At 65.5% G+C, this 21,056-nt stretch carries 25 protein-coding genes; 12 read left to right on the top strand and 13 right to left on the bottom strand.

The features are described 5' to 3' along the window. Window positions 1–921 (bottom strand): choline ABC transporter substrate-binding protein, encoded by a 921-nt coding sequence (gene choX, locus ACFZCE_RS07770; protein WP_390937671.1) that lies wholly within the window; start codon window positions 919–921, stop codon window positions 1–3. Window positions 922–935: 14 nt separating this feature from the next. Beyond that, the gene (betC, locus tag ACFZCE_RS07765; RefSeq protein ID WP_390937669.1) at window positions 936–2,453 is read right to left on the bottom strand and encodes a choline-sulfatase; all 1,518 of its coding nucleotides are present in this window, start codon (window positions 2,451–2,453) and stop codon (window positions 936–938) included. Between the two features lie 115 nt (window positions 2,454–2,568). On the opposite strand from betC, the gene ACFZCE_RS07760 reads away from it, so the two are divergent. The 3 genes from ACFZCE_RS07760 to ACFZCE_RS07750 are packed head-to-tail and all read left to right on the top strand — an operon-like array spanning window position 2,569 to window position 4,324. Next, window positions 2,569–3,501, top strand: coding sequence for a choline sulfate utilization transcriptional regulator (locus ACFZCE_RS07760; protein WP_390937667.1), 933 nt, complete (start codon window positions 2,569–2,571; stop codon window positions 3,499–3,501). Further along, window positions 3,498–3,989 carry a hypothetical protein gene (locus ACFZCE_RS07755; protein ID WP_390937665.1) on the top strand — a complete coding sequence of 164 codons (492 nt, stop codon included), beginning with the start codon at window positions 3,498–3,500 and terminating at the stop codon, window positions 3,987–3,989. The genes ACFZCE_RS07760 and ACFZCE_RS07755 overlap by 4 nt, the downstream gene beginning before the upstream one ends. Before the next feature lie 2 nt (window positions 3,990–3,991). Then, a complete protein-coding gene (locus ACFZCE_RS07750) occupies window positions 3,992–4,324 on the top strand; it encodes a DOPA 4,5-dioxygenase family protein (RefSeq protein ID WP_390937663.1) in 333 nt (110 codons plus the stop codon). A 57-nt stretch (window positions 4,325–4,381) separates the two neighbouring features. Here ACFZCE_RS07750 and ACFZCE_RS07745 read toward each other — a convergent pair whose 3' ends face one another. From ACFZCE_RS07745 to trpB, 3 genes are all read right to left on the bottom strand, one after another. After that, window positions 4,382–4,831, bottom strand: coding sequence for an anti-virulence regulator CigR family protein (locus ACFZCE_RS07745; protein WP_390937662.1), 450 nt, complete (start codon window positions 4,829–4,831; stop codon window positions 4,382–4,384). A gap of 139 nt (window positions 4,832–4,970) precedes the next feature. Continuing rightward, window positions 4,971–5,780: a tryptophan synthase subunit alpha gene (gene trpA, locus ACFZCE_RS07740; RefSeq protein ID WP_390937660.1), complete on the bottom strand. Its 810-nt coding sequence runs from the start codon at window positions 5,778–5,780 to the stop codon at window positions 4,971–4,973. Window positions 5,781–5,782: 2 nt separating this feature from the next. Then, window positions 5,783–7,003 carry a tryptophan synthase subunit beta gene (gene trpB / locus ACFZCE_RS07735; protein ID WP_390937658.1) on the bottom strand — a complete coding sequence of 407 codons (1,221 nt, stop codon included), beginning with the start codon at window positions 7,001–7,003 and terminating at the stop codon, window positions 5,783–5,785. A gap of 105 nt (window positions 7,004–7,108) precedes the next feature. Between trpB and ACFZCE_RS07730 the strand changes: the two genes are divergently transcribed. Next, window positions 7,109–8,005: a LysR family transcriptional regulator gene (locus ACFZCE_RS07730; RefSeq protein ID WP_390937656.1), complete on the top strand. Its 897-nt coding sequence runs from the start codon at window positions 7,109–7,111 to the stop codon at window positions 8,003–8,005. Here the strand turns inward: ACFZCE_RS07730 and ACFZCE_RS07725 are convergent, their stop codons facing one another. After that, window positions 8,006–8,329 carry a DUF883 family protein gene (locus ACFZCE_RS07725; RefSeq protein WP_390937654.1) on the bottom strand — a complete coding sequence of 108 codons (324 nt, stop codon included), beginning with the start codon at window positions 8,327–8,329 and terminating at the stop codon, window positions 8,006–8,008. Window positions 8,330–8,487: 158 nt separating this feature from the next. Between ACFZCE_RS07725 and ACFZCE_RS07720 the strand changes: the two genes are divergently transcribed. Further along, window positions 8,488–8,703 carry a dodecin gene (locus tag ACFZCE_RS07720; protein ID WP_390937652.1) on the top strand — a complete coding sequence of 72 codons (216 nt, stop codon included), beginning with the start codon at window positions 8,488–8,490 and terminating at the stop codon, window positions 8,701–8,703. Window positions 8,704–8,796: 93 nt separating this feature from the next. Further along, window positions 8,797–9,018 carry a DUF1161 domain-containing protein gene (locus ACFZCE_RS07715; protein ID WP_390937650.1) on the top strand — a complete coding sequence of 74 codons (222 nt, stop codon included), beginning with the start codon at window positions 8,797–8,799 and terminating at the stop codon, window positions 9,016–9,018. A 70-nt stretch (window positions 9,019–9,088) separates the two neighbouring features. Here ACFZCE_RS07715 and ACFZCE_RS07710 read toward each other — a convergent pair whose 3' ends face one another. Next, complete coding sequence (locus ACFZCE_RS07710) at window positions 9,089–10,093, bottom strand: MsnO8 family LLM class oxidoreductase (RefSeq protein WP_390937648.1); 1,005 nt, start codon at window positions 10,091–10,093, stop codon at window positions 9,089–9,091. Window positions 10,094–10,245: 152 nt separating this feature from the next. On the opposite strand from ACFZCE_RS07710, the gene ACFZCE_RS07705 reads away from it, so the two are divergent. Beyond that, complete coding sequence (locus ACFZCE_RS07705) at window positions 10,246–10,677, top strand: OsmC family peroxiredoxin (RefSeq protein ID WP_390937646.1); 432 nt, start codon at window positions 10,246–10,248, stop codon at window positions 10,675–10,677. 2 nt (window positions 10,678–10,679) lie between these two features. Continuing rightward, entirely contained in the window at window positions 10,680–10,919 is a 240-nt protein-coding gene (locus ACFZCE_RS07700) for a DUF1161 domain-containing protein (RefSeq protein WP_390937644.1), read from the top strand. 3 nt (window positions 10,920–10,922) lie between these two features. On the opposite strand, the gene ACFZCE_RS07695 is transcribed toward ACFZCE_RS07700, so the two are convergent. Together ACFZCE_RS07695 and ACFZCE_RS07690 are read right to left on the bottom strand one after the other, a co-directional pair. Continuing rightward, window positions 10,923–11,339: a hypothetical protein gene (locus ACFZCE_RS07695; RefSeq protein ID WP_390937641.1), complete on the bottom strand. Its 417-nt coding sequence runs from the start codon at window positions 11,337–11,339 to the stop codon at window positions 10,923–10,925. 40 nt (window positions 11,340–11,379) lie between these two features. Then, window positions 11,380–11,799: a hypothetical protein gene (locus ACFZCE_RS07690; RefSeq protein ID WP_390937639.1), complete on the bottom strand. Its 420-nt coding sequence runs from the start codon at window positions 11,797–11,799 to the stop codon at window positions 11,380–11,382. An 81-nt stretch (window positions 11,800–11,880) separates the two neighbouring features. On the opposite strand from ACFZCE_RS07690, the gene ACFZCE_RS07685 reads away from it, so the two are divergent. Beyond that, window positions 11,881–12,975 (top strand): aminopeptidase, encoded by a 1,095-nt coding sequence (locus tag ACFZCE_RS07685; protein WP_390937637.1) that lies wholly within the window; start codon window positions 11,881–11,883, stop codon window positions 12,973–12,975. Here ACFZCE_RS07685 and ACFZCE_RS07680 read toward each other — a convergent pair. Next, window positions 12,972–13,637, bottom strand: coding sequence for an HAD hydrolase-like protein (locus ACFZCE_RS07680; RefSeq protein ID WP_390937635.1), 666 nt, complete (start codon window positions 13,635–13,637; stop codon window positions 12,972–12,974). The genes ACFZCE_RS07685 and ACFZCE_RS07680 overlap by 4 nt on opposite strands. Then, window positions 13,634–14,179, bottom strand: a complete 546-nt coding sequence (locus ACFZCE_RS07675; RefSeq protein WP_390937633.1) for a DapH/DapD/GlmU-related protein — start codon at window positions 14,177–14,179, stop codon at window positions 13,634–13,636. The genes ACFZCE_RS07680 and ACFZCE_RS07675 overlap by 4 nt, the downstream gene beginning before the upstream one ends. Window positions 14,180–14,270: 91 nt before the next feature. Here ACFZCE_RS07675 and prlC point away from each other — a divergent pair, with 91 nt between their 5' ends. Beyond that, window positions 14,271–16,322 carry an oligopeptidase A gene (gene prlC, locus ACFZCE_RS07670; protein ID WP_390937631.1) on the top strand — a complete coding sequence of 684 codons (2,052 nt, stop codon included), beginning with the start codon at window positions 14,271–14,273 and terminating at the stop codon, window positions 16,320–16,322. A gap of 11 nt (window positions 16,323–16,333) precedes the next feature. Beyond that, entirely contained in the window at window positions 16,334–16,588 is a 255-nt protein-coding gene (locus ACFZCE_RS07665; RefSeq protein WP_390937629.1) for a YheV family putative zinc ribbon protein, read from the top strand. A gap of 10 nt (window positions 16,589–16,598) precedes the next feature. Here the strand turns inward: ACFZCE_RS07665 and ACFZCE_RS07660 are convergent, their stop codons facing one another. Then, entirely contained in the window at window positions 16,599–17,306 is a 708-nt protein-coding gene (locus ACFZCE_RS07660; RefSeq protein ID WP_390937627.1) for an FCD domain-containing protein, read from the bottom strand. A gap of 212 nt (window positions 17,307–17,518) precedes the next feature. Here ACFZCE_RS07660 and gudD point away from each other — a divergent pair, with 212 nt between their 5' ends. Then, window positions 17,519–18,865, top strand: a complete 1,347-nt coding sequence (gene gudD, locus ACFZCE_RS07655) for a glucarate dehydratase (protein WP_390937625.1) — start codon at window positions 17,519–17,521, stop codon at window positions 18,863–18,865. Between the two features lie 51 nt (window positions 18,866–18,916). Here gudD and ACFZCE_RS07650 read toward each other — a convergent pair whose 3' ends face one another. After that, window positions 18,917–21,004, bottom strand: a complete 2,088-nt coding sequence (locus ACFZCE_RS07650; protein WP_390937623.1) for a diguanylate cyclase — start codon at window positions 21,002–21,004, stop codon at window positions 18,917–18,919. Window positions 21,005–21,056: the final 52 nt, after the last annotated feature.

Below are 21,056 nucleotides of genomic sequence, written 5' to 3'. Positions count from 1 at the left end.
TTACAGCTTGGCCTTGACCGCTGCCAGCGCATCCTTGCCTTCGGCGGTCTGCACGCCGGCCAGCCATTTCTCGAGCACCTCCGGGTGGGCCTTCAGGTAGGCCTTGGCGGCGTCGGCGTTGCTCTTCTTGGTGTCGACTACGTCAGCCATGATGGTGTTTTCCATCTCTGGGGTGAACATCAACTGGCTGAACAGCTTGGCCACTTGCGGGCAGGCGTCGGCGTAACCGTTGCGGGTCACGGTGTACACGCTGCCGGTGGCGCCGAAGTATTTCTCACCGCCGGTGAGGTAGTGCATCTTCAGCTTCACGTTCATCGGGTGCGGCTGCCAGCCAAGGAACACCACGAAGCGCTCGCGCTTCACCGCGCGGTCCACCTCGGCGAGCATGGCCTGCTCGCTCGACTCGACCAGCTTCCACTTGCCCAGGTCGAAGTCGTTCTTCTTGATGATCTCCTGCAGGCTCTGGTTGGCCGGCGCGCCCGAGCCGATGCCGTACAGCTTGTGGTCGAACTTGTCGGCGAATTTGTTCAGGTCGGCGAAATCATGCACGCCGGCGTTGTACACGTAGTCCGGCACGGCGAGGGTGAACTCGGTGCCGTCGAGGTTCTTGGCCAGTTGGGTAACCTTGCCGTTGGCGATGAACTGGTCGTAGAAGCCCTGCTGGGCCGGCATCCAGTTGCCGAGGAAGACATCCACCTGGTTGTCACGCAGGCCGCCGTAGGTGATCGGCACCGCCAGCGCATCGATCTTCGTCTGGTAGCCCATGGCCTCCAGCAAGAAGGTCGAGATGGCGTTGGTGGCGGCGATGTCGCTCCAGCCCGGGTCGGCCATCTTGACTGGGCTGCAGCTGGTGTCTGCCCAGGTAAAGCTGGCCCCCAGGCTCAGCGCGCCCGCAGCGATCACGGTGGTTATCTTCTTCATGGCTTCCCCTAGTTCTATTCGGATTGGCAGGGTTGTGGATAACGTGCCCTGCGCTCCAGATCGTCCAGATCGATATGGTTGCGCATGTATTGCTGGCTGGCATCGACCAGTGGCTGGTGGTCCCAGCTCTTCAGCTTGCCCTGGGTCAGCGCCTCGGCCACGAAGCGGCGGCGGCGCTGGCTGGCGAGCACCTGCAGGTGAATCGCCGGGATGTTCCACTTGGCCCGTGCTTCGGCCATGAAATTGTCGAAAAGTGCCTGGTGCTCCGCGGTGTGGCTGAGGTCTTCGCGCTCGTGCGGGTCTTGCCGTACGTTGTACAGCAGGCAAGGGTCGGTTTCGCTGTAGATGAACTTGTAGTCGCCGCGGCGGATCATCATCAGCGGGCTGTTGGTGCCTTCGGCCATGTACTCACCAAACACTTCGTCGTGGGCACCGCTGCCGTCGAGGTGGCCCAGCAACGAGCGGCCATCGAGCGGCAGTTCCGCGGCCAGCGTGCCGCCGGCCAATTCGACCAGGGTCGGCAGCAGGTCGGCGGTAGACACCGACGCGGCCACCCGGCCCGCGGCGAACTGCCCTGGCGCGCAGATCAACAGCGGCACCCGGGCAGCCATTTCGAACCAATGCATCTTGTACCAGAGGCCACGCTCGCCAAGCATGTCGCCGTGGTCGCCGGAGAACACCACGATGGTGCTATCGGCCAGGCCGCATTCCTCGAGGGTTTGCATCAGCCGGCCAACGTTGTGGTCGATGTAGCTGCAGGCGCCGAAGTAGGCGCGGCGGGCGTCGCGGATTTTCTGCTCGGGGAGCGGTTTGCCCCAGAGGTCGTAGACTTTCAGCAGGCGCTGGGAATGCGGGTCGAGCTCATCCTGGCCGGGTACGTTGGCCGGCATCGGGATGTCTTCGTCGTTGTACAGCTCCCAGAACGGCTTGGGGATGGTGTAGGGGTCGTGGGGGTGGGTCATCGACACGGTCAGGCAGAACGGCCGGCCGGCGCCTTCGCGCACATGGTCGTAGAGGTACTGCTGGGCCTTGAACACCACTTCTTCGTCGAAGTCGAGCTGGTTGGTGCGCACGCACGGGCCTGCCTGCAGCACCGAAGACATATTGTGGTACCAACTGGGGCGCACGTCGGGCTCGTCCCAGTTCACCGCCCAGCCGTAGTCGGCGGGGTAGATGTCGCTGGTCAGGCGCTCTTCGTAGCCGTGCAGTTGGTCCGGGCCGCAAAAGTGCATCTTGCCCGCCAGTGCCGTGTGGTAGCCCAGCTTGCGCAGGTAGTGGGCGTAGGTGGGCACATCGGCGGGGAAGTCCGCGGCGTTGTCGTAGGCGCCGATCTGGCTGGGCAACTGGCCGCTGACCAGGGTGAAGCGCGATGGCGCGCACAGCGGGCTGTTGCAATAAGCAGACTCGAATACCACGCCGGCATCGGCCAGGCGTTGCAGGTTCGGCAGTTTGATCGGCGATGGGGCGTAAAACGGCAGCAAGGGCGCAGCCATTTGATCGGCCATGATGAAAAGAATGTTCTTGCGCTTCATGGGATCGCGGCGTTCCATTGTTGAGGGTTATGCGGTATTGCTTTTATCCAGAATGAAGCCCATACCGGCAAGCGGTAAATCCCACGTGGGGCAATGGCTAGGATAAGTACAGCTTATGTTTGACAGTTTGGGGGCAGTCTCGCTGGATACCCTGCGCGCGTTTGAAGCCGCGGCCCGCCACCGCAGCTTTACCGCGGCGGCGGTAGAGCTGGGCACCACCCAGCCGGCCATCAGCCAGCAGATCAAACGCCTCGAAGAACAACTGGCGCTGCGCCTGTTCGACCGGGTGTACCGCGGCATCGACCTGACCGAGGCCGGGGCGACGCTGTTCGAGTACGTGTTGGTCGGCCTGCAGAGCATCGACAGCGGCCTGAACGCGGTGACCGAACAAAGCCAGCGTGAAGTGCTGCAAGTGGCCACGGACTTCGCTTTTGCCTCGTACTGGCTGATGCCGCGCCTGCACCGCTTCCACCAGGCCAACCCGCAGGTAGACGTGAGCCTGGTGACCTCCGAGCGCAGCCACGCGATGCTGCGCAGTGACATCGACATCGCCATGCTGTTTGGCGATGGGCGCTTTCGCCAGGGCGAAAGCCATTGGTTGTTCGATGAAGAAGTGTTCCCGGTGTGCAGCCCGCGCCTGCTCGGCGGGCGCGCCACGCCGCTGCCGATGCGCAGCCTGCGCGAGCTGCCGCTGTTGCACCTGCGCGGTGAAAACAGCAGCCAGTGGTTCGACTGGGCCAAGCTGTTCCGTTACTGGCAGATCCCGGCGATGCCGGCGCCGGGGCAGTTGCGCTTCGACAACTACACCCTGGTGGTGCAGGCGGCGATTGCCGGCGAAGGCGTGGCCATCGGCTGGCGCCACCTGGTCGATGCGCTGCTCGAACAAGGCCTGCTGTGCCGCCCGATCGAGGCCAGCGCGCGCTCTAGCATGGGCTACCATGTGGTATTGCCGCCGCGCAAACGGCGCAGCCGGATGATCCAGCGCTTTGTCGACTGGCTAGTCGACGAAAGCCGTGGCCCTTTGAAACCCGAGCACATCGCCCTATGACCCACACCTCCAGCATCGAAGCCCGGGCGTTCATCATCGCCCGCTACTGGGCCCATGCCTTCTGGGTATTGCGTGGCGCCCAGGGGCAATGGCTGGGCGAGCTGCACGGCTTGGCCACCGACCGCCGCAACGGCCACCCGGTGCCGGTGGGCTACCGCCGCTGGCACTCGCTGCGGGCCTGGCATTTCGATGCCGGGCAGCGCCTGACCCTGTGCAAGCCCGGCCAGCCGGTGGAGGTGGTCTACCGCGGCGCCGACGCCCAGGCCCGCTGGGCCCGCGCCCTGGCGCTGATCGAGCGGGTGAACGCGCTAGACCTCCCCTACCCGCGCGGCGGCATCAAATGGTGGGGCGCAACGGTCAACAGCAATTCGATGTTCACCACCTTCGCCGCCGCCCTGGGCCTGGCGCCGCCGAAGTTCTCGGGTTTGTTACAGCCCGGCTTGGGCAACTGTGTGATGATGCACGCCACTACCGCCAGGCAGGACTGAACGTGAACACACCCGTGCAGGGCTACCACGCCCATATCTATTTCGACGCCACCACCCTGCCCCAGGCCCGCGCCCTCTGCGAAGACGCCGCGCGTCGCTTCCCGCTGCAGATGGGCCGGGTGCACGAAAAACCCGTAGGCCCGCACCCCGACTGGAGCTGCCAGTTGGCGTTCGGCGCGGGGTTGATTGGCGAGGTTTTGCCGTGGCTGGCGATGAACCGCAACGGGCTGGTGGTGTTCCTGCACCCGTTGACCGGCGATGAACTGGCCGACCACCGTGACCATGCCATCTGGATGGGCGCGGTGCGGCCGTTGAAGTTGGAGATGTTCGAGTAGGGGGTGAGGGCCCTTCGTGCTCCCGGCGGCGCCGGGCGAAGGGCCCTCGAGCCGGGCTTAGTTCAGCACACCGTTGAGAATCTCATAAACGATCCCGGTGCCCACCGCGACCAGCACCACGTCGGTGCCCAGGCGGCGCCATTCGTAGCCGTCGTAATGCGGCAGGTGGCCACGGGCGCGGGCGTCGAGCGGGCGGCCGTAGCCGTGGGGCAGCGGTTGGCCCTTGGCCACGTGGATGTTCGGCGGCAGCGGGTTGCCGCGGCCGAAGTCGGCGCGGTGTTCGCTGATGGTGTTGCGCACCGGGCCGAAGTCTTGCGGCGGGCGCTGGCCATGGCCTCCGCCGTTGCTCGGGCCGTGGTTGTTGTTGCCTGGGCCGTGGCCGCCCTGCCCTTGCGCGTGTTGCGGGCCCTGGCCATGGTCGTCTGGCCCGGGTGCGGCGTGCACCAGCGGGGAGGCGGCGACCATCAGGATGCTCAAGCCGGCGATCACGGAGCGAACCGATTTCATAGTGTGTTTCCTTAGGGTACTGACAGCGAAAAGGGGGAGAGAACGTGTGTTCCCTCCCCCTTCGTTCTTGCGGTTTAGTCACTGAAAAACCAGGCAAATTCCTCTGTATCAGGAACTTTACGCTTAGCTCGCGTGGCCTTTACACACGGGCCTTGCGAATGCCTTCGGCCAGCTCGCGGCACAGGCCCAGTACGCCTTCCACGGCCTCGCCCGGGTGGCTGGCCTTGGCGATCTTGTCGACCAGCGCCGAGCCCACCACCACGCCGTCGGCCAGGCGTGCGATTGCCGCGGCCTGCTCGGCGGTGCGGATGCCGAAGCCCACGCACACCGGCAACGGCGTATGCCGGCGCAGGCGCTCGACCGCCTCGCTGACGTGCTCGGTGGTGGCCGAGCCAGCACCGGTCACGCCGGCCACCGACACGTAGTAAACAAAGCCGGAGCTACCGTTGAGCACGGTCGGCAGGCGCTTATCGTCGGTGGTTGGGGTGGTCAGGCGGATAAAGTCGATGCCCGCGGCCTGGGCCGGGTCGCACAGCTCGCCGTTGTGCTCCGGTGGCAGGTCGACCACGATCAGCCCGTCCACGCCGGCGGCGTGGGCGTCGGCGATGAAGCGGCTCACGCCGTAGTAGTGGATGGGGTTGAAGTAACCCATCAGCACCAGCGGGGTGGTGTCGTTGCCGGCGCGGAAGTCCCGCACCATCTGCAGGGTTTTCGCCAGGGTTTGCTTGGCGGCCAGGGCGCGGATGTTCGCCAGTTGGATGGCCGGGCCGTCTGCCATCGGGTCGGTGAATGGCATGCCCAGCTCGATCACGTCGGCGCCGGCGTCTGGCAGGCCCTTGAGGATGGCCAGCGAGGTGTCGTAGTCCGGGTCACCGGAGGTGACGAAGGTCACCAGGGCGGCGCGGTTCTGTTCCTTCAGCTCGGTGAAGCGTGTTTGCAGGCGGCTCATGGTCAGTGTTTCTCCTGCGTCGACAGGTCGAGGTGGTGCATCACGGTTTGCATGTCTTTGTCGCCACGGCCGGAGAGGTTCACCACCATTAGGTGGTCCTTCGGCAAGGTGGGCGCGCGCTTGAACACTTCGGCCAGGGCGTGGGCGCTTTCCAGCGCCGGGATGATGCCCTCGAGGCGGCAGCACTGGTGGAACGCGGCCAGGGCTTCGTCGTCGGTGACCGAGGTGTACTCGGCGCGGCCGATGTCGTGCAGCCAGGCATGCTCGGGGCCGATGCCGGGGTAGTCGAGGCCGGCGGAGATCGAGTGGGCGTCGATGATCTGGCCGTCTTCGTCTTGCAGCAGGAAGGTACGGTTGCCGTGCAGCACGCCCGGTTGGCCGCCGTTCAGGCTGGCGGCGTGCTTGCCGGTTTCGATGCCGTGGCCGGCGGCTTCAACGCCGATGATCTGCACGCTTTGGTCATCGAGGAACGGGTGGAACAGGCCCATGGCGTTGGAGCCACCGCCGATGCAGGCCACCAGGCTGTCGGGCAGGCGGCCTTCAGCGGCCTGCAGTTGCTCGCGGGTTTCCTTGCCGATCACTGCCTGGAAGTCGCGGACCATTGCCGGGTACGGGTGCGGGCCGGCCACGGTGCCGATCAGGTAGAAGGTGCTGTCGACGTTGGTGACCCAGTCGCGCAGCGCTTCGTTCATGGCGTCCTTGAGGGTACCGGTGCCCGCGGTGACCGGCACCACTTCCGCGCCGAGCAGCTTCATGCGGAACACGTTGGCCTGCTGCCGATCGATGTCGGTGGTGCCCATGTAGATCACGCATTTGAGGCCAAAGCGGGCGGCCACGGTGGCGGTGGCCACGCCGTGCATGCCGGCGCCGGTTTCGGCGATGATGCGCTGCTTGCCCATGCGCCGCGCCAGCAGGATCTGGCCGATGCAGTTGTTGATCTTGTGCGCGCCGGTGTGGTTCAGCTCTTCGCGCTTGAGGTAGATCTTGGCGCCGCCGCAGTGCTCGGTCAGGCGCTCGGCGAAGTACAGCGGGCTGGGGCGGCCCACGTAGTCGCGCTGGAAGTACGCCAGCTCTTTGATGAAGGCTGGGTCGTTCTTCGCCGCTTCGTATTCGCGGTTCAGGTCGAGGATCAACGGCATCAGGGTTTCGGCCACGTAGCGGCCGCCGAACTGGCCGAACAGGCCGTTGGTGTCTGGGCCGTTGCGGTATTGGGCTTGGGTCATGGGGCGCTCCATTCGGAGTGGCTGGCAATGGCGTCACTTTACCCACGACAGCCCCGGGTGAAAACCGATAAGATCGGCGCAATATGTCAGGAAAACTCACACGTCATGGCCCGTGACCTGCCCTCCCTCAATGCCCTGCGCGCGTTTGAAGCCGTTGCCCGGCTCAACAGCGTGAGCAAGGCCGCCGAGCAGCTGAACGTCACCCACGGGGCGGTCAGCCGCCAGCTCAAAGCCCTTGAAGAAGAGCTTGGCGTCAGCCTGTTCAGCAAAGACGGGCGCGGCCTTAAAGTCACAGAAGCCGGCGCCCTGCTGCGCGACGGCTGCACCGAAGCCTTCGACCGCCTGCGTGGCGTGTGCCGGCAGTTGCAGCACACCCAACAGCAGGCGCCGTTCCTGCTGGGCTGTTCAGGCAGCCTGTTGGCGCGGTGGTTTATCCCGCGGTTGGGCAAGCTCAATGCCGACCTGCCCGACCTGCGCCTGCACCTGTCGGCCGGTGAGGGCGATATCGACCCGCGCCGGGCCGGCTGGGATGCGCTGCTGGTGTTCGCCGAGCCGCCCTGGCCGGCGGACGTGCAGGTGTATGACCTGGGCGCCGAGTGCATTGGCCCGGTGATCAGCCCGCACCACCGGCATTACGCGCGGCTGGCGGCTGCCCCGGCCAGCGCCCTGCTCGGCGAACCGCTGCTGCATACGCTGTCGCGGCCGCAGGCCTGGCCACAATGGGCAGAGGGTGAAGGCCTGGCGGCCGATAAGTTGGTGTTGGGCCAGGGCTTCGAGCACCTGTATTACTTGTTGGAAGCCGCCGTGGCCGGGCTGGGAGTGGCGATCGCCCCGCAGATGCTGGTGGCCGAAGACATCCAGGCCGGCCGCCTGGCCGCGCCCTGGGGCTTCAGGCAAACCCCGGCGCGGCTGGCGTTGTGGGTGGCGCAGCGGCAGCAAGATGAACGTGCCCGGCGGCTGGCCGCCTGGCTGCACGAAGCGCTGCGCGCGACCGGGCGCTGATCAGTCCGAGCGCTTGCACATCAGGTAGGCAGCCAGCAGGCCCAGCGCGCCGACGGCGATGCCCGCGGTGGTCCAAGGGTGCTCTTGCGCGTAGTCACGGGTGGCGGCGCTGGTTTCGCGGGTTTTGACCTTCACCTCTTCGTAGGCATCGGCCAGCAGGCTGCGCGAATGCTTCAGGGCCGTCTCGGCGCTGGCCTTGAGGTTTTTCAGGGTTTTTTTCGATTCATCGGAGGCGTCGTCCTTGAGGCTTTCAAGCGAGCGAAGCAGGCTTTCGATCTCGGCTTCCATGCTTTGCAGCGACGCTTTACGCAACGAATTGGCCATGTTTTTACTCCTGTGAAGGTTGAGTTGCCAGTGTAAAGGTCCGACTACGGCGCCTGCGGAAAGTGCGGTGCACCTGAACTTTTAGCGTGGCACAGGGCACTGATGCAGTAACCGGCCGCTGCGTAAATGGCCATTTGCTCGCCAGAGGAGGCAAGACCATGTCTGACCATCACACCTACAAGAAGATCGAGCTGGTAGGCTCGTCCGCCACCAGCATCGAAGACGCCATCAACAACGCCTTGGCCGAGGCGGCCAAGACCGTCGACCACTTGGAGTGGTTCGAGGTGACCGAAACCCGGGGCCATGTGAAAGACGGCCGCGCCGCGCACTTTCAGGTCACGCTGAAGGTCGGCTTTCGCATTGCCAACAGTTGAACTGGCTGCCCCCTCGTTTTTGCGCTATTAGAGAAAGGCCCTGTTCGCAGGGCCAGGACGTTAGGCCGTTTTATTGACCAGGGAATATGACCGATGAAAAAGTTTTTGTTGGCTGTAGGTATGTTGAGCATGGCCAGCGGCGCGTTCGCCGCGGGCAAGCCGTGTGATCAACTCAAAGGTGAGATCGACGCCAAGATCAAGGCCAAGGGGGCCTCGGGCTATAGCCTGGATGTGGTCGACAAGGGCGCATCGGCCGGCGGCAAGGTGGTCGGCACGTGCGAGGCGGGCAGCAAGGAAATCGTCTATAAGCGCTAGGGCGAAATTTTAAGCGGCAAGTGGCAAGGGGGCGCCATCCACTTGCCGCTTGCCACTTGCCGCTCCTTCCTCAGGAAGCCCTCATCACTTCCGCCAGCAGTTCGTACGAATGAATGCGGTCAGCATGCTCGTACAGGTCGCAGGTGAAGATCAGCTCGTCCACTCCAGTTTGCTCCAGCAGCACCTCGAGCTTGGCGCGAATCTTCGCCGGGCTGCCCACCATCGCCATGCCCAGGAAGCTTGCCACGGCGTCTTTCTCGTGGGGCAGCCAGCGCCCGGCCATGCTCTCGACCGGCGGTTGCTGCACCAGGCTCTGGCCGCGAATCAGGTTGAGGATGCGCTGGTACACCGAGGTGGCCAGGTAGTCGGCGTGTTCGTCAGTGTCTGCCGCCACCAGCGGGATGCCGAGCATCACGTAGGGCTTGGCCAGGGTGGCCGACGGGGTGAAGTGGTCGCGGTAGATGCGGATGGCCTCGTGCATCATTCGCGGCGCGAAGTGCGAGGCGAAGGCATACGGCAGGCCGCGCATGCCGGCCAGTTGCGCGCTGAACAGGCTGGAGCCGAGCAGCCAGATCGGCACTTCGGTGCCGCTGCCCGGTACGGCGATCACCCGTTGTTCCGGCGTGCGCGGGCCCAGGTAGGCGGTGAGCTCTTCGACGTCATCGGGGAAGTCATCGGCCGAGCCTGAGCGTTCGCGGCGCAGCGCGCGGGCGGTCATCTGGTCAGAGCCGGGGGCGCGGCCCAGGCCTAGGTCAATCCGCCCCGGGTAGAGGCTGGCCAGGGTGCCGAACTGTTCGGCGATTACCAGGGGCGCATGGTTGGGCAGCATCACCCCTCCAGAGCCGACACGGATGGTCGAGGTGCCACCGGCCAGGTAGCCCAGCAGCACGGCGGTGGCGGAGCTGGCGATGCCATCCATGTTGTGGTGTTCGGCCACCCAGAACCGCGTGTAGCCAAACCGCTCGGCGTGCTGGGCGAGGTCCAGCGAGTTGTGCAGCGATTGGGCCGGGCCCTTGTCCTGGCGCACCGGCACCAGGTCCAGTGCCGAATACTTCACGTTGTTCAAGGCTTTCATACGCACTCCACTAAAAATGACACCCCCGCGCCGTTAATGTGTAGATGTTGGGGCTACAGTGAACGCTTTCCACCCCGGGCGCAAATTTGCTGAACTTGCTCCAGTGCCCAACCTCATACAGCACACCACCCCCGAATAAACCAGGAGGCAACATGGCTATCAAGAAGAAGGCATCCGCGGTATGGAATGGCAGCCTGAAAGAAGGCACCGGTGCGATTTCCGTCGGCAGCGGCGCCTTCAAAGACCTGCCCTATGGCTTCAAACAGCGTTTCGAGGGCGTGCAGGGCTCCAACCCTGAAGAGCTGATCGGCGCGGCCCACGCCGGGTGCTTCTCCATGGCGCTGTCGATGATCCTCGGCGATGCCGGGCTGACCGCCACGGAAATCAAGACCGACGCGGAAGTGACCCTCGACCAGCAGGACGATGGCTTTGCCATTACCGCGATTCACTTGGTGCTGCGCGCCAAGGTTCCGGGTACCGATGAGGCGCAGTTCAAGGCGTTGGCCGACAAGGCCAAGGTCGGTTGCCCGGTGTCGAAAGTGCTCAACGCCACCATTACCCTGGACGCGGCATTGGTGAGCTGACGATGCACAAGGCCTGGTATTCAGGTGTGGCGGCGGGGGCCCTGTGGGCTGCCGCCGCCCAGGCCGCGCCGGTCGATTGCGAGGCGCTCAAGGCCGAGATCGAAGCGAAGATCCAGTCCCAGGGGGTGGCCAACTACACCCTCGAGATCGTCGCCAATGCCGAGGTGCGCGACCCTGCCATGGTGGTGGGCAGTTGCGCCAATGGCACGCGTAAAATCCTCTACCAGAAGAACAATAACTAGCCCCTACCACAGGCAGTAATTGCTCTTGTCTTCGGCCACCACCTGATTGTTCTGGTCATACAGCAGCGCGCTGGGCTCAATGCCCAGGCTGCGTGCCTGGATACGATAACGCTGGCCAGCCTTGAACTCGGCGTAACGCACGGTGATGTAGCACATGCGCTCGCTCGGCTGGCTCATGATGGTCAGTGGGATGTTCACTTCGTAGTCGTAGCGAAACACCAACTCGTGGGCGCCCGGGGTGACCTGAAAATAACGGCCGTCATCCAGGCGCTGGCCGTCGAGTTTTTCCGCGAGGATGGCCTTGCCGCCGAGGGTGGTGAGGTCGACCCAGGCCTGTTGCGGGTCATGGGGCGGCACTGGGGTGGTGTTGCAGCCGGCGAGCAAGGCCAGGGCAGGCAGTGAGGTCAACGCGCGGCGCATGGGGTGGCTCCTTCAGGGTGTGCCCCAGCATACCGCGTGTTCAAACGCGCTGGCAGCCTGCCGGTTGCGCCGTGCCGACCACCTTGCTTTGTTGGTCGTACAGCTTGGCCCAAGGGGTGAAACCGAAGGTGCCGGCCTGGATCCGGTAGCGCTCGCCGGCGTTGAAGTGGGTGAATTTCAGGTTCAGTTGGCAATCGCGCCACAGCGGCTCGGCGCCCGGGCCAATGTTGGTGGGCGCCACCGCGAACTGGTAGCGCACGGTCAGCTCGTGGCTGCCGGGCTGCACTTCGAAGTAGCGCTTGTCGGCCCAGGCCTGGGCGTCGACTTCCTGGGCGTGCAGCGAGTTGTTCTGGGGTACGTCGAGGTCTACCCAAGCTTGTTTCGGGTCGGGCCGCGGCAGGCCGATCAGCGAGCAACCCGTGAGCATCGACAGGCCGAGAAGTAAAAATGTTTTACGCATGGCGTACCCCGAAAAAGGCAGAATGAAGGCAATCATTGAAGCTGGCGAAGCGGGGCCCCACCGATGGTCTTTGAGGTTCTTTTGCAGCGCTTCGGTCCCGGCTGTCGAGACAACGTTTTTGCCCGCTGGGTTCCCCTGGCGCTGCTTTTGGCGCTGAGCGGTTGTGACAGCCTGCGCTACTACGGGCAGCTCGCCGAGGGCCAGGTGGCCCTGTTGCGGGCGCGTGAACCGGTTGAGCAGGTGATCGCCGCGCCGGGTACATCAGCGGCCCTGCGCCAGCGCCTGGCCACCGCCCTGGAGGCGCGGCGCTTTGCCAGCGAGCAACTGCACCTGCCGGATAACCGCAGCTACCGGTTGTACGCCGACATCCAGCGGCCATTCGTGGTGTGGAACGTGTTCGCCACCGGTGAGTTTTCGCTGCAGCCGCTCACCCATTGCTTCCCGATCGCCGGGTGCGTGGCCTACCGCGGCTACTACGACCAGAACGCTGCCCGCGGCGCCGCCGCCCTGCTGCGCGCCGAGGGCCAGGATGTGTACGTGGGCGGGGTGGAAACCTATTCCACCCTGGGCTGGTTCGATGACCCGATCATCAGCACCATGGCCCGCTGGGGCGATGAGCGCCTGGCCACGCTGATATTCCATGAGCTGGCGCACCAGCGCTTTTATGTGAAGAACGACACCGAGTTCAATGAGTCGTACGCCACCTTCGTCGAGCAGCAAGGTACTCGCCAGTGGCGCGCTGCCCATGGCCTGCCGGCTGAAGACGCCGGCCCGGCGCGCCAGCGCGAGCAGTTCGTGCGGCTGGTGCTGGCCACCCGTGAGCGCCTGGCGGCGCTGTACCAACAGCCGCTGGCGCCGGCGGCCATGCGGGCTGCCAAACAGGCCGAGTTCGAACGCCTGCGCCGGGACTACCGGCAGCTCAAGGCGAGCCAGTGGGGTGGCCAGACCGGGTTCGACGGCTGGATCAACGGGCCGATGAGCAACGCCAAGTTGCTGCCGTTTGGCCTGTATGACCAATGGGTACCGGCGTTCGCCCAGTTGTTCGAGGCGCAGGGGCGCGATTGGCAGCGGTTTTTCAGCGCGGTGGAGCAGTTGGGGGCGCTGCCGGCGCCGGCGCGCAAAGCGCGCTTACAGCAGCTGATGGCCCTTCGCCCGGCGATGGGCCCCGAGGCCTAGCGCGGCGGCGAGCCCGCTAACGCCTGGTGCAGCTCCGCCACGGTTGCGCAGTGCCAGGTGGGCGCCTGCTCGCGCAACTCCTCGGCGCTGCCAAAACCATACCCCACCGCCACGCAGTCCAAGCCATTGGCCCGGGCGCCGAGCAGGTCGTGCTTGCGGTCGCCGATCATCAGGGTGTGCGCCGGGGCCAGGCCCTCGCTGTGCAGCAGGTGGGCGATCAGCTCGCGCTTGTCGGTGCGGGTGCCGTCCAGCTCGCTGCCGTAGATCACCTTGAAGTGCCGGGCAAAATCGAAGTGCCGGGCAATTTCCCGGGCGAACGTCCACGGCTTGGAGGTGGCGATGTACAGGTGCCGCTGCTGCGCCACCAGCAGGTCGAGCAGCTCGATCACCCCTTCGAACACTTCGTTCTCGTACAGCCCGGTCACGCTGAAACGCTCGCGATAGAAATTCACCGCTTGCCAGGCAGTGGCTTCGTCCATCTGGTAGAACTGCATAAAGGCCTGCAACAGCGGCGGCCCGATAAAGTGCTCCAGGGCGCGCAGGTCGGGCTCGTCGATGCCGAGCTTGGCCAGCGCGTACTGGATGGAGCGGGTGATGCCCTCGCGTGGGTCGGTCAGGGTGCCGTCGAGGTCGAACAGGATGTTGCGGTGGTGCAGGTTCATGGGGCGCTGTAGCCTTCGGCCAGGTGGCGGTCTTTGAGTTTTACGTAGTTGGCGGCGCTGTAGCTGAAGAACGCCCGCTCTTTGTCGGTCAATGGCCGCGCCTGCTTGGCCGGGCTGCCCACGTAGAGGTAGCCGCTGGCGAGGACCTTGCCCGGCGGCACCAGGCTGCCGGCGCCGAGAATCACCTCGTCTTCGATCACCGCGCCGTCCATCACCGTGCTGCCCATGCCCACCAGAATGCGGTTGCCCAGGGTGCAGCCGTGCAGCATCACCTTGTGGCCGATGGTCACGTCGTCGCCGATGATCAGCGGGAAGCCCTCGGGGTTGAAAGGCCCGGCGTGGGTGATGTGCAACACGCTGCCATCCTGCACGCTGGTGCGCTGGCCGATACGGATGCGGTGCATGTCACCGCGGATCACCGTCAGCGGCCAAACCGAGCTGTCGGCGCCCAGTTCCACATCGCCCAGCACCACCGCGCTGTGGTCGACGAAAGCCCGGGCCCCGAGGACGGGGGTGTGTTGTTCGAAACGGCGGATGGTCACGATAGCCTCCTTTGATTCGGTTCATAGCTGCGGCCGGCACCGATTGTAATTAAGATGGTCGCATGATTCTTCAATACCAAGGTGCGAAACCGTGAGTGAGAACAACCCGCTGCTTCAGCCCTACGACCTGCCCCCCTTCTCTGCCATCCGCCCCGAGCACGTGCAGCCGGCCATCGAACAGATCCTTGCCGACAACCGCGCTGGCCTCGCCAACCTGCTGGCCGCCCAAGGCACCCAGCCCACCTGGGCCGGCCTGGTGCTGGCGATGGACGAACTCAACGACCGCCTCGGCGCGGCCTGGAGCCCGGTGAGCCACCTCAACGCCGTGTGCAACAGCCCCGAGCTGCGCCAGGCCTACGAGGCCTGCCTGCCGGCGCTGTCGGCCTACTCCACCGAGCTGGGGCAGAACCGCGAGCTGTTCAAGGCTTTCGAAGCCCTGGCCGCCAGCCCCGAGGCCGCGCAGTATGACGCCGGCCAGCGGACCATCCTCGAACACTCCCTGCGGGACTTCCGCCTGTCGGGTATCGACTTGCCGCCCGAGCAGCAAAAGCGTTACGCCGAGGTGCAAAGCAAGTTGTCCGAGCTGGGCAGCCAGTTCTCCAACCAACTGCTCGACGCCACCCAGGCCTGGACCAAGCACGTCAGCGATGAGGCCCAATTGGCCGGCCTCACCGATTCGGCCAAGGCGCAAATGGCCGCCGCCGCCCAGGCCAAGGGCCTCGATGGTTGGTTGATCACGCTGGAATTCCCCAGCTACTACGCGGTGATGACCTACGCCCACGACCGTGCCCTGCGCGAAGAGGTGTACCGCGCCTACTGCACCCGCGCCTCGGACCAAGGCCCGAACGCCGGGCAGAACGACAACGGCCCGGTGATGCAGCAAATCCTCGACCTGCGCCAGGAGCTGGCGCGGCTGTTGGGCTTTGCCAACTTCGCCGAGCTGAGCCTGGCCACCAAGATGGCCGAGAACAGCGACCAGGTGCTGAGCTTCCTGCGTGACCTGGCCGTGCGCAGCAAGCCGTTCGCTGCCCAGGACCTGGAACAGCTCAAGGCTTATGCCGCCGAGCAGGGCTGCGCCGAGCTGCAAAGCTGGGACAGCGGCTACTACGGGGAAAAACTCCGTGAGCAGCGCTACAGCGTGTCGCAGGAAGCGCTGCGCGCGTACTTCCCGATCGACAAGGTGCTGGGCGGGCTGTTCAGCATCGTGCAGCGCCTGTACGGCATCGAAATCGCCGAGCTCAAGGGCTTCGACACTTGGCACCCGGATGTACGCCTGTTCGAAATCAAGGAAAACGGCCAGCACGTTGGGCGCTTTTTCTTCGACCTGTACGCCCGCGCCAACAAGCGCGGTGGCGCCTGGATGGACGGCGCCCGCGACCGCCGCCGCACCGTGGGGGGCACCCTGCAAAGCCCGGTGGCCAACCTGGTGTGCAACTTCACCCCGGCGGTGGCCGGCAAGCCTGCCTTGCTCACCCACGACGAAGTGACCACGCTGTTCCACGAGTTCGGCCACGGCCTGCACCACCTGTTGACCCGCATCGAGCATGCCGGTGTGTCGGGCATCAACGGGGTGGCCTGGGACGCGGTCGAGCTGCCGAGCCAGTTCATGGAAAACTGGTGCTGGGAGCCTGAAGGCCTGGCGTTGATTTCCGGCCACTACGAGACCGGCGAAGCGCTGCCGCAAGACCTGCTGGAAAAAATGCTCGCCGCGCGCAATTTCCAGTCTGGCCTGATGATGGTGCGCCAGTTGGAGTTCTCGTTGTTCGACTTCGAGCTGCACGCCAGCCATGGCGACGGCCGCAGCGTGGCGCAGGTGCTCGATGGCATCCGCGACGAAGTGTCGGTCATGCGCCCGCCCGCCTACAACCGCTTCCCCAACAGCTTCGCGCACATTTTCGCCGGGGGTTACGCCGCGGGTTACTACAGCTACAAGTGGGCTGAGGTGTTGTCTGCCGATGCCTTCTCGCGCTTCGAGGAAGAAGGCGTGCTCAACGAAAGCACGGGCCGCGCCTTCCGTGAAGCGATCCTTGCCCGCGGCGGTTCGCAGGCGCCCATGGTGCTGTTCGTTGACTTCCGCGGCCGTGAGCCGTCGATCGACGCCTTGCTGCGCCACAGCGGCCTCACCGAGGAGGCCGCGGCGTGACGGAGGAAACCGTGACCAAGACCAAGAAGCGCTTCATCGCCGGGGCCGTGTGCCCCGCGTGCAGCGAGCAGGACAAACTCATGATGTGGAGCGAAGACGACGTGCCACACCGTGAGTGCGTGGCCTGCGGCTATGCCGACACCCTCAATGCCCAGGGGCAGTCCGTGCCACGGGAGTTGAGCACGCGGGTCAACCTGGTGGCGGCCAAGCCCAAGCCGAAGGTGCAAACGGTGCAGTTTTTCCCCAACCCGAAGCTGAAGAAGTAGCCGCCACGGCTCAGCGCGCTTGAAACCGCTCGCGGCTGTTGCTCAGGTGCAGCCACATTGCCGCCCGCGCGGCGTCTGGGTCTTGCCGGCGGATGGCGCTGAAGATCGCCTCATGCTCCTGGCCGGCCATCTGCGCCAGGTGGCTGAGGTCGGCGTTGCCGCGCTCGCTGGCGTTCACCTGGGTGCGCGGGATCATCCCCTGGCCCAGGTGCAGCATCAGCTCGGTGAAGTAGCCGTTGCCGGTGGCTTCGGCAATCAGCAGGTGAAAGCGCCAATCGGCGGCCGCGCAGCTGTCGTGGTTGGCGGCCAGCGCGTGGTACTGCTCCAGCGCCAGGTGCATCTCCTGCAGGTGCTGTTCGCTACGGTTACGCGCCGCCAGCGCCGCCGCCTGTGGCTCCAGGCCCAGCCGCACATCGAGAATTCGCCCCACTGAGCGCGCGGTGTCGGCATTCAGCCGCATGCCGCCCTCGCCCTGCTCCAGCACGAAGGTGCCGATGCCGTGGCGGGTTTCGACCAGCCCGGCGGCCTGCAGCCGCGACAGCGCCTCGCGCACCACCGTGCGGCTGACGCCAAACTCCAACACGATCGAATTCTCCGGTGGCAACTTGGCCCCGGGCGCCAGCGTGCCCAAACGAATGCGCCGGGTCAGTGCTTCGACCAGATCATGGGCCAGGCTTTGGCCGCGTTTGCGGGGTGGGGCGAGCGGGACGGCGGGCATGGGCATTCCAGCGGGTTCAGGGGCGTGTTGATGTATGACAACCTAAAATACGGCAAAGATAAAGCCCCAAAAGGGTGGTTGTTGAAGCCTGGAATGTAGTTGTATGATGTCTATCGACTGAGCCTGCCTCAGCACGTACCCGCACAAAAACAATCAGTGGGAGCCTTCAGCCGCACGCGGCGCTCCCAGCCACTGACCCCGAGGATGCACCCATGAACAATGCCAATTCCGTGGGCAACGCCCCTATCGTCACCGACCTGCAGGTGGTGCCGGTCGCCGGCCACGACAGCATGCTGCTGAACCTGTCTGGCGCCCACGGGCCGTTCTTCACCCGCAACATCGTCATCCTCAAGGACAACGCCGGGCATGTGGGCGTGGGTGAAGTCCCAGGCGGGGAAAAAATCCGCCAAACCCTCGAAGACGCCCGCGCGCTGGTGGTCGGCAAGCCGATTGGCCAGTACCAGCGCATCCTCAACGAGATGCGCAGCGCCTTCGCCAACCGTGACGTCGGCGGCCGTGGCCTGCAAACCTTCGACCTGCGCATCACCATTCATGCGGTGACCGCCATTGAAGCCGCGCTGCTCGACCTGCTCGGGCAGTTCCTCGAGGTGCCGGTGGCCGCCCTGCTCGGTGAAGGCCAGCAGCGTGATTCGGTGAAAATGCTCGGCTACCTGTTCTATGTGGGCGACCGCAACAAAACCGACCTGGCTTATCGCAGCGAGGCCGATGCCGACAACGAGTGGTTCCGCGTGCGCCATGAAGAGGCTCTGACCCCTGAGCGCGTGGTGCGCCTGGCCGAGGCCGCCCAGGCCAAGTACGGCTTTGAAGACTTCAAGCTCAAGGGCGGCGTGCTGCGCGGCGATGAAGAAATCGAAGCGGTGACCGCCCTCGCCGAGCGCTTCCCGGATGCCCGGGTCACCCTCGACCCCAACGGCGCCTGGTCGCTGAAAGAAGCGATCCGCCTGTGCCGTGACCAACACCACGTGCTGGCCTACGCCGAAGACCCGTGCGGCGCGGAAAACGGCTACTCCGGCCGCGAGGTGATGGCCGAGTTCCGCCGCGCCACCGGCTTGCCGACCGCCACCAACATGATCGCCACCGACTGGCGGCAGATGGGCCATGCGATCCAGTTGCAATCGGTCGACATCCCGCTGGCCGACCCGCACTTCTGGACCATGGCCGGCTCGGTGCGCGTGGCGCAGATGTGCAACGACTGGGGCCTGACCTGGGGCTCGCACTCCAACAACCACTTCGATATTTCGCTGGCGATGTTCACCCAGGTGGCCGCGGCCGCGCCGGGCAATATCACGGCGATCGACACCCACTGGATCTGGCAGGACGGCCAGCGCCTGACCAAGGAGCCGCTGCAGATCGTTGGCGGTGAGGTGAAGGTGCCGGCCAAGCCGGGGCTGGGTGTGGAGCTGGACATGGACCAACTGGCCAAGGCCCATGAGCTGTACAAGGGCATGGGCCTGGGCGCCCGTGACGATGCGGCCGCCATGCAGTTCCTGGTGCCGAACTGGACGTTCGATAACAAGAAGCCTTGCTTGGTGCGTTAAGGTGTTAGCGCCCGTCGCCCGGCGGTGCCGGGCGACAGCGCCTAAAGCCGGTCACCCCAGGGCGATACGGTTACGCCCATCCCCCTTGGCGCGATACAGCGCCTGGTCGGCCCGCTTCAGGGCCGGCTCCCCCGCCTCCTTGGGCCTGAACGCCGTGGTCCCGATCGACACGGTGATGGTCACCCGCACCCCCTTGAAGTGAAACGGGCACGCCTCGATGGCCTGGCGCAGGGTTTCGAGCAGCGCCGCGGCATCGCCGGAGGTGCTGGCGGGCATCAGCGCCACGAACTCTTCACCGCCGAAGCGGGCGAGGAAATCCCCGGCGCGCAAATTGCGGCTCAGCACCGTGGCGACGATCTTCAACACTTTGTCGCCGGCCAGGTGGCCGTAGGTGTCGTTGATCGCCTTGAAGTGGTCGAGGTCGAAGATCGCCACCTGCAATGGCGCGTCGTTGTGCTCGCGGTGTTCGATCGCCAGCGCCAAGCGCTCGCCCCAGGCGGCGCGGTTGGGCAGCCCGGTGAGGGGGTCTATCAATGCCTTTTGCCGCTGCACCTCAAGGCTTTCGCGGTACTCCTGGGCTTCCTGCTCCATGCTCGCCACCCGTTGGGCCAGGCCCTGCAGGCGTTCGGCAACCTCTTGGTCGCGTTGCTCGCGCTGTTTGCGGTGCTGGTCGAGGGTGCCGATCAGGCCGTCGAAGCGTGTTTCCAGGGTGCGCTTGAGCTCGCCCGGGTCGCTGGCCTGGCTGACCGACTCGCGCAGGTCGCCGACTTGCTCGCGCAGGCTGTCGTCCAGTTGCTCGGCGGCGCCTTGGCTTTGGCTGTGGCCTTCGCTGGCGGCCTGTAGCTGGTCGATGAAGTGGTCGAAGCGCTCGTTCAGTTCCGCCAGGTAGTGCTGCAGTTCGAGCTGGCCGTGGTCGCTGATGCCGAGCATCAGCACGGCCACGTCGTCGAGCAGGGGCAGCAGTTCGTACCAGTTCAGCCCGCTGCTCAGGCGCCGGCGCATCGATTCGGCCAGCGGCAGCAGTTTGTCGGGCAGGCTCAGGTCGTCGAGCATGCCCAGCAGGGTGCTCTCGATGTGCGAGGCCACGCTGCTGTACGACGGCTCGGGGGTTTCCGGCAGCACATAGAGAATGCCCTCTTCCTCGGCTTGCGGGTCGACCGCGGCCAGGGCCTGGGCCATCAGGTCGGGCAGCGGCAGGCTGTCGAGCAACAGCGGCAGGGGCTTTGCGGCCGGCGCTGGCGCGGGGTGCGGCGGGGTTTGTTCGGCGCTGGCCGGTGGAGTGTGTGCCGGGGCGGCGGCTGCTTCAGGGGCAGCTTCTGGCTGCGCCGCGGCCGCGGGTTCTGGCGTGGGCACGGCGGCCAGTTCGGCGTTGCCGATGGGCGCCGGCGCGAGTACTGGGGCTTCCAATACCGCGGTGCCGGTGATCGCCAGTTCCAGTGCGGCGGCTTGCTGTGGGCTGGGGGCTACCGCGGCAGCCAGCACGGGGGCTTCGCCCTCTGGCGCTTGAGCGCTTGTTGCCTGCGCCGGCGCGGGTGGTGGCGGCGCTGCGCTGGCTGGCGCCGCGACGGCGAGCGCTTCAGCGGCGGCACCCTCTGGCTCATCCGGGCGCGTGCCAAACAGCCGCTCGAGCAGGCCCGGCTTGGCTTGGGCGGGGCCCTGTGCCTCAGCCGGGTCGAACGCCGCCAGGGCCTGGCCTTGCAAGCCGCTGAGTTCGGTCAGTAACATCGGCAACTCGCGGGCCTGGGTGGCGCGCTTGTCGAGGCTGCCGGCGAACTTCTTCAGCGGCCGGCTGGCTTCGCGCGGCAACGGCAGGGCCTGCAACTGGGTCACCAGCGCGCCCAGGGCGGTGGCGATCTGCGTCACCCTGGCCTCGCGGCGCTGCTCGGAGTCAAGCACGGCTTTTTCCAGGCGCGGGATCAGCCCCGACAGCGCGGCGTCCATGTTGTCGGTGCGCACCACTTCGCGCATTTCCTTCATGCAGGCGTCTACCGCCTTATCCGAGCCTTCCGCCGCCAAGGTGCTGCGCACAAGGCCACGGCGCAGCAAATCGAGCCGGGCATTCCAGCGGCGTTCGAGCTTTTCCTGCTCTTCTACGCTTTTGAGGTATTTTTCTTTCCAGCGCTGGGCTTCATCGGTCATGGCAAAGGGGGCCGGTACAAACACGCTTAAACGCAAAAAAGCGCCCTTCACC

The sequence above is a fragment of the Pseudomonas sp. NPDC007930 genome (assembly GCF_042958985.1).
Taxonomy (GTDB): domain Bacteria; phylum Pseudomonadota; class Gammaproteobacteria; order Pseudomonadales; family Pseudomonadaceae; genus Aquipseudomonas.
Note: the sequence above shows the minus strand (reverse complement) of the source record. Positions and strands in the feature narration are given on the sequence as shown.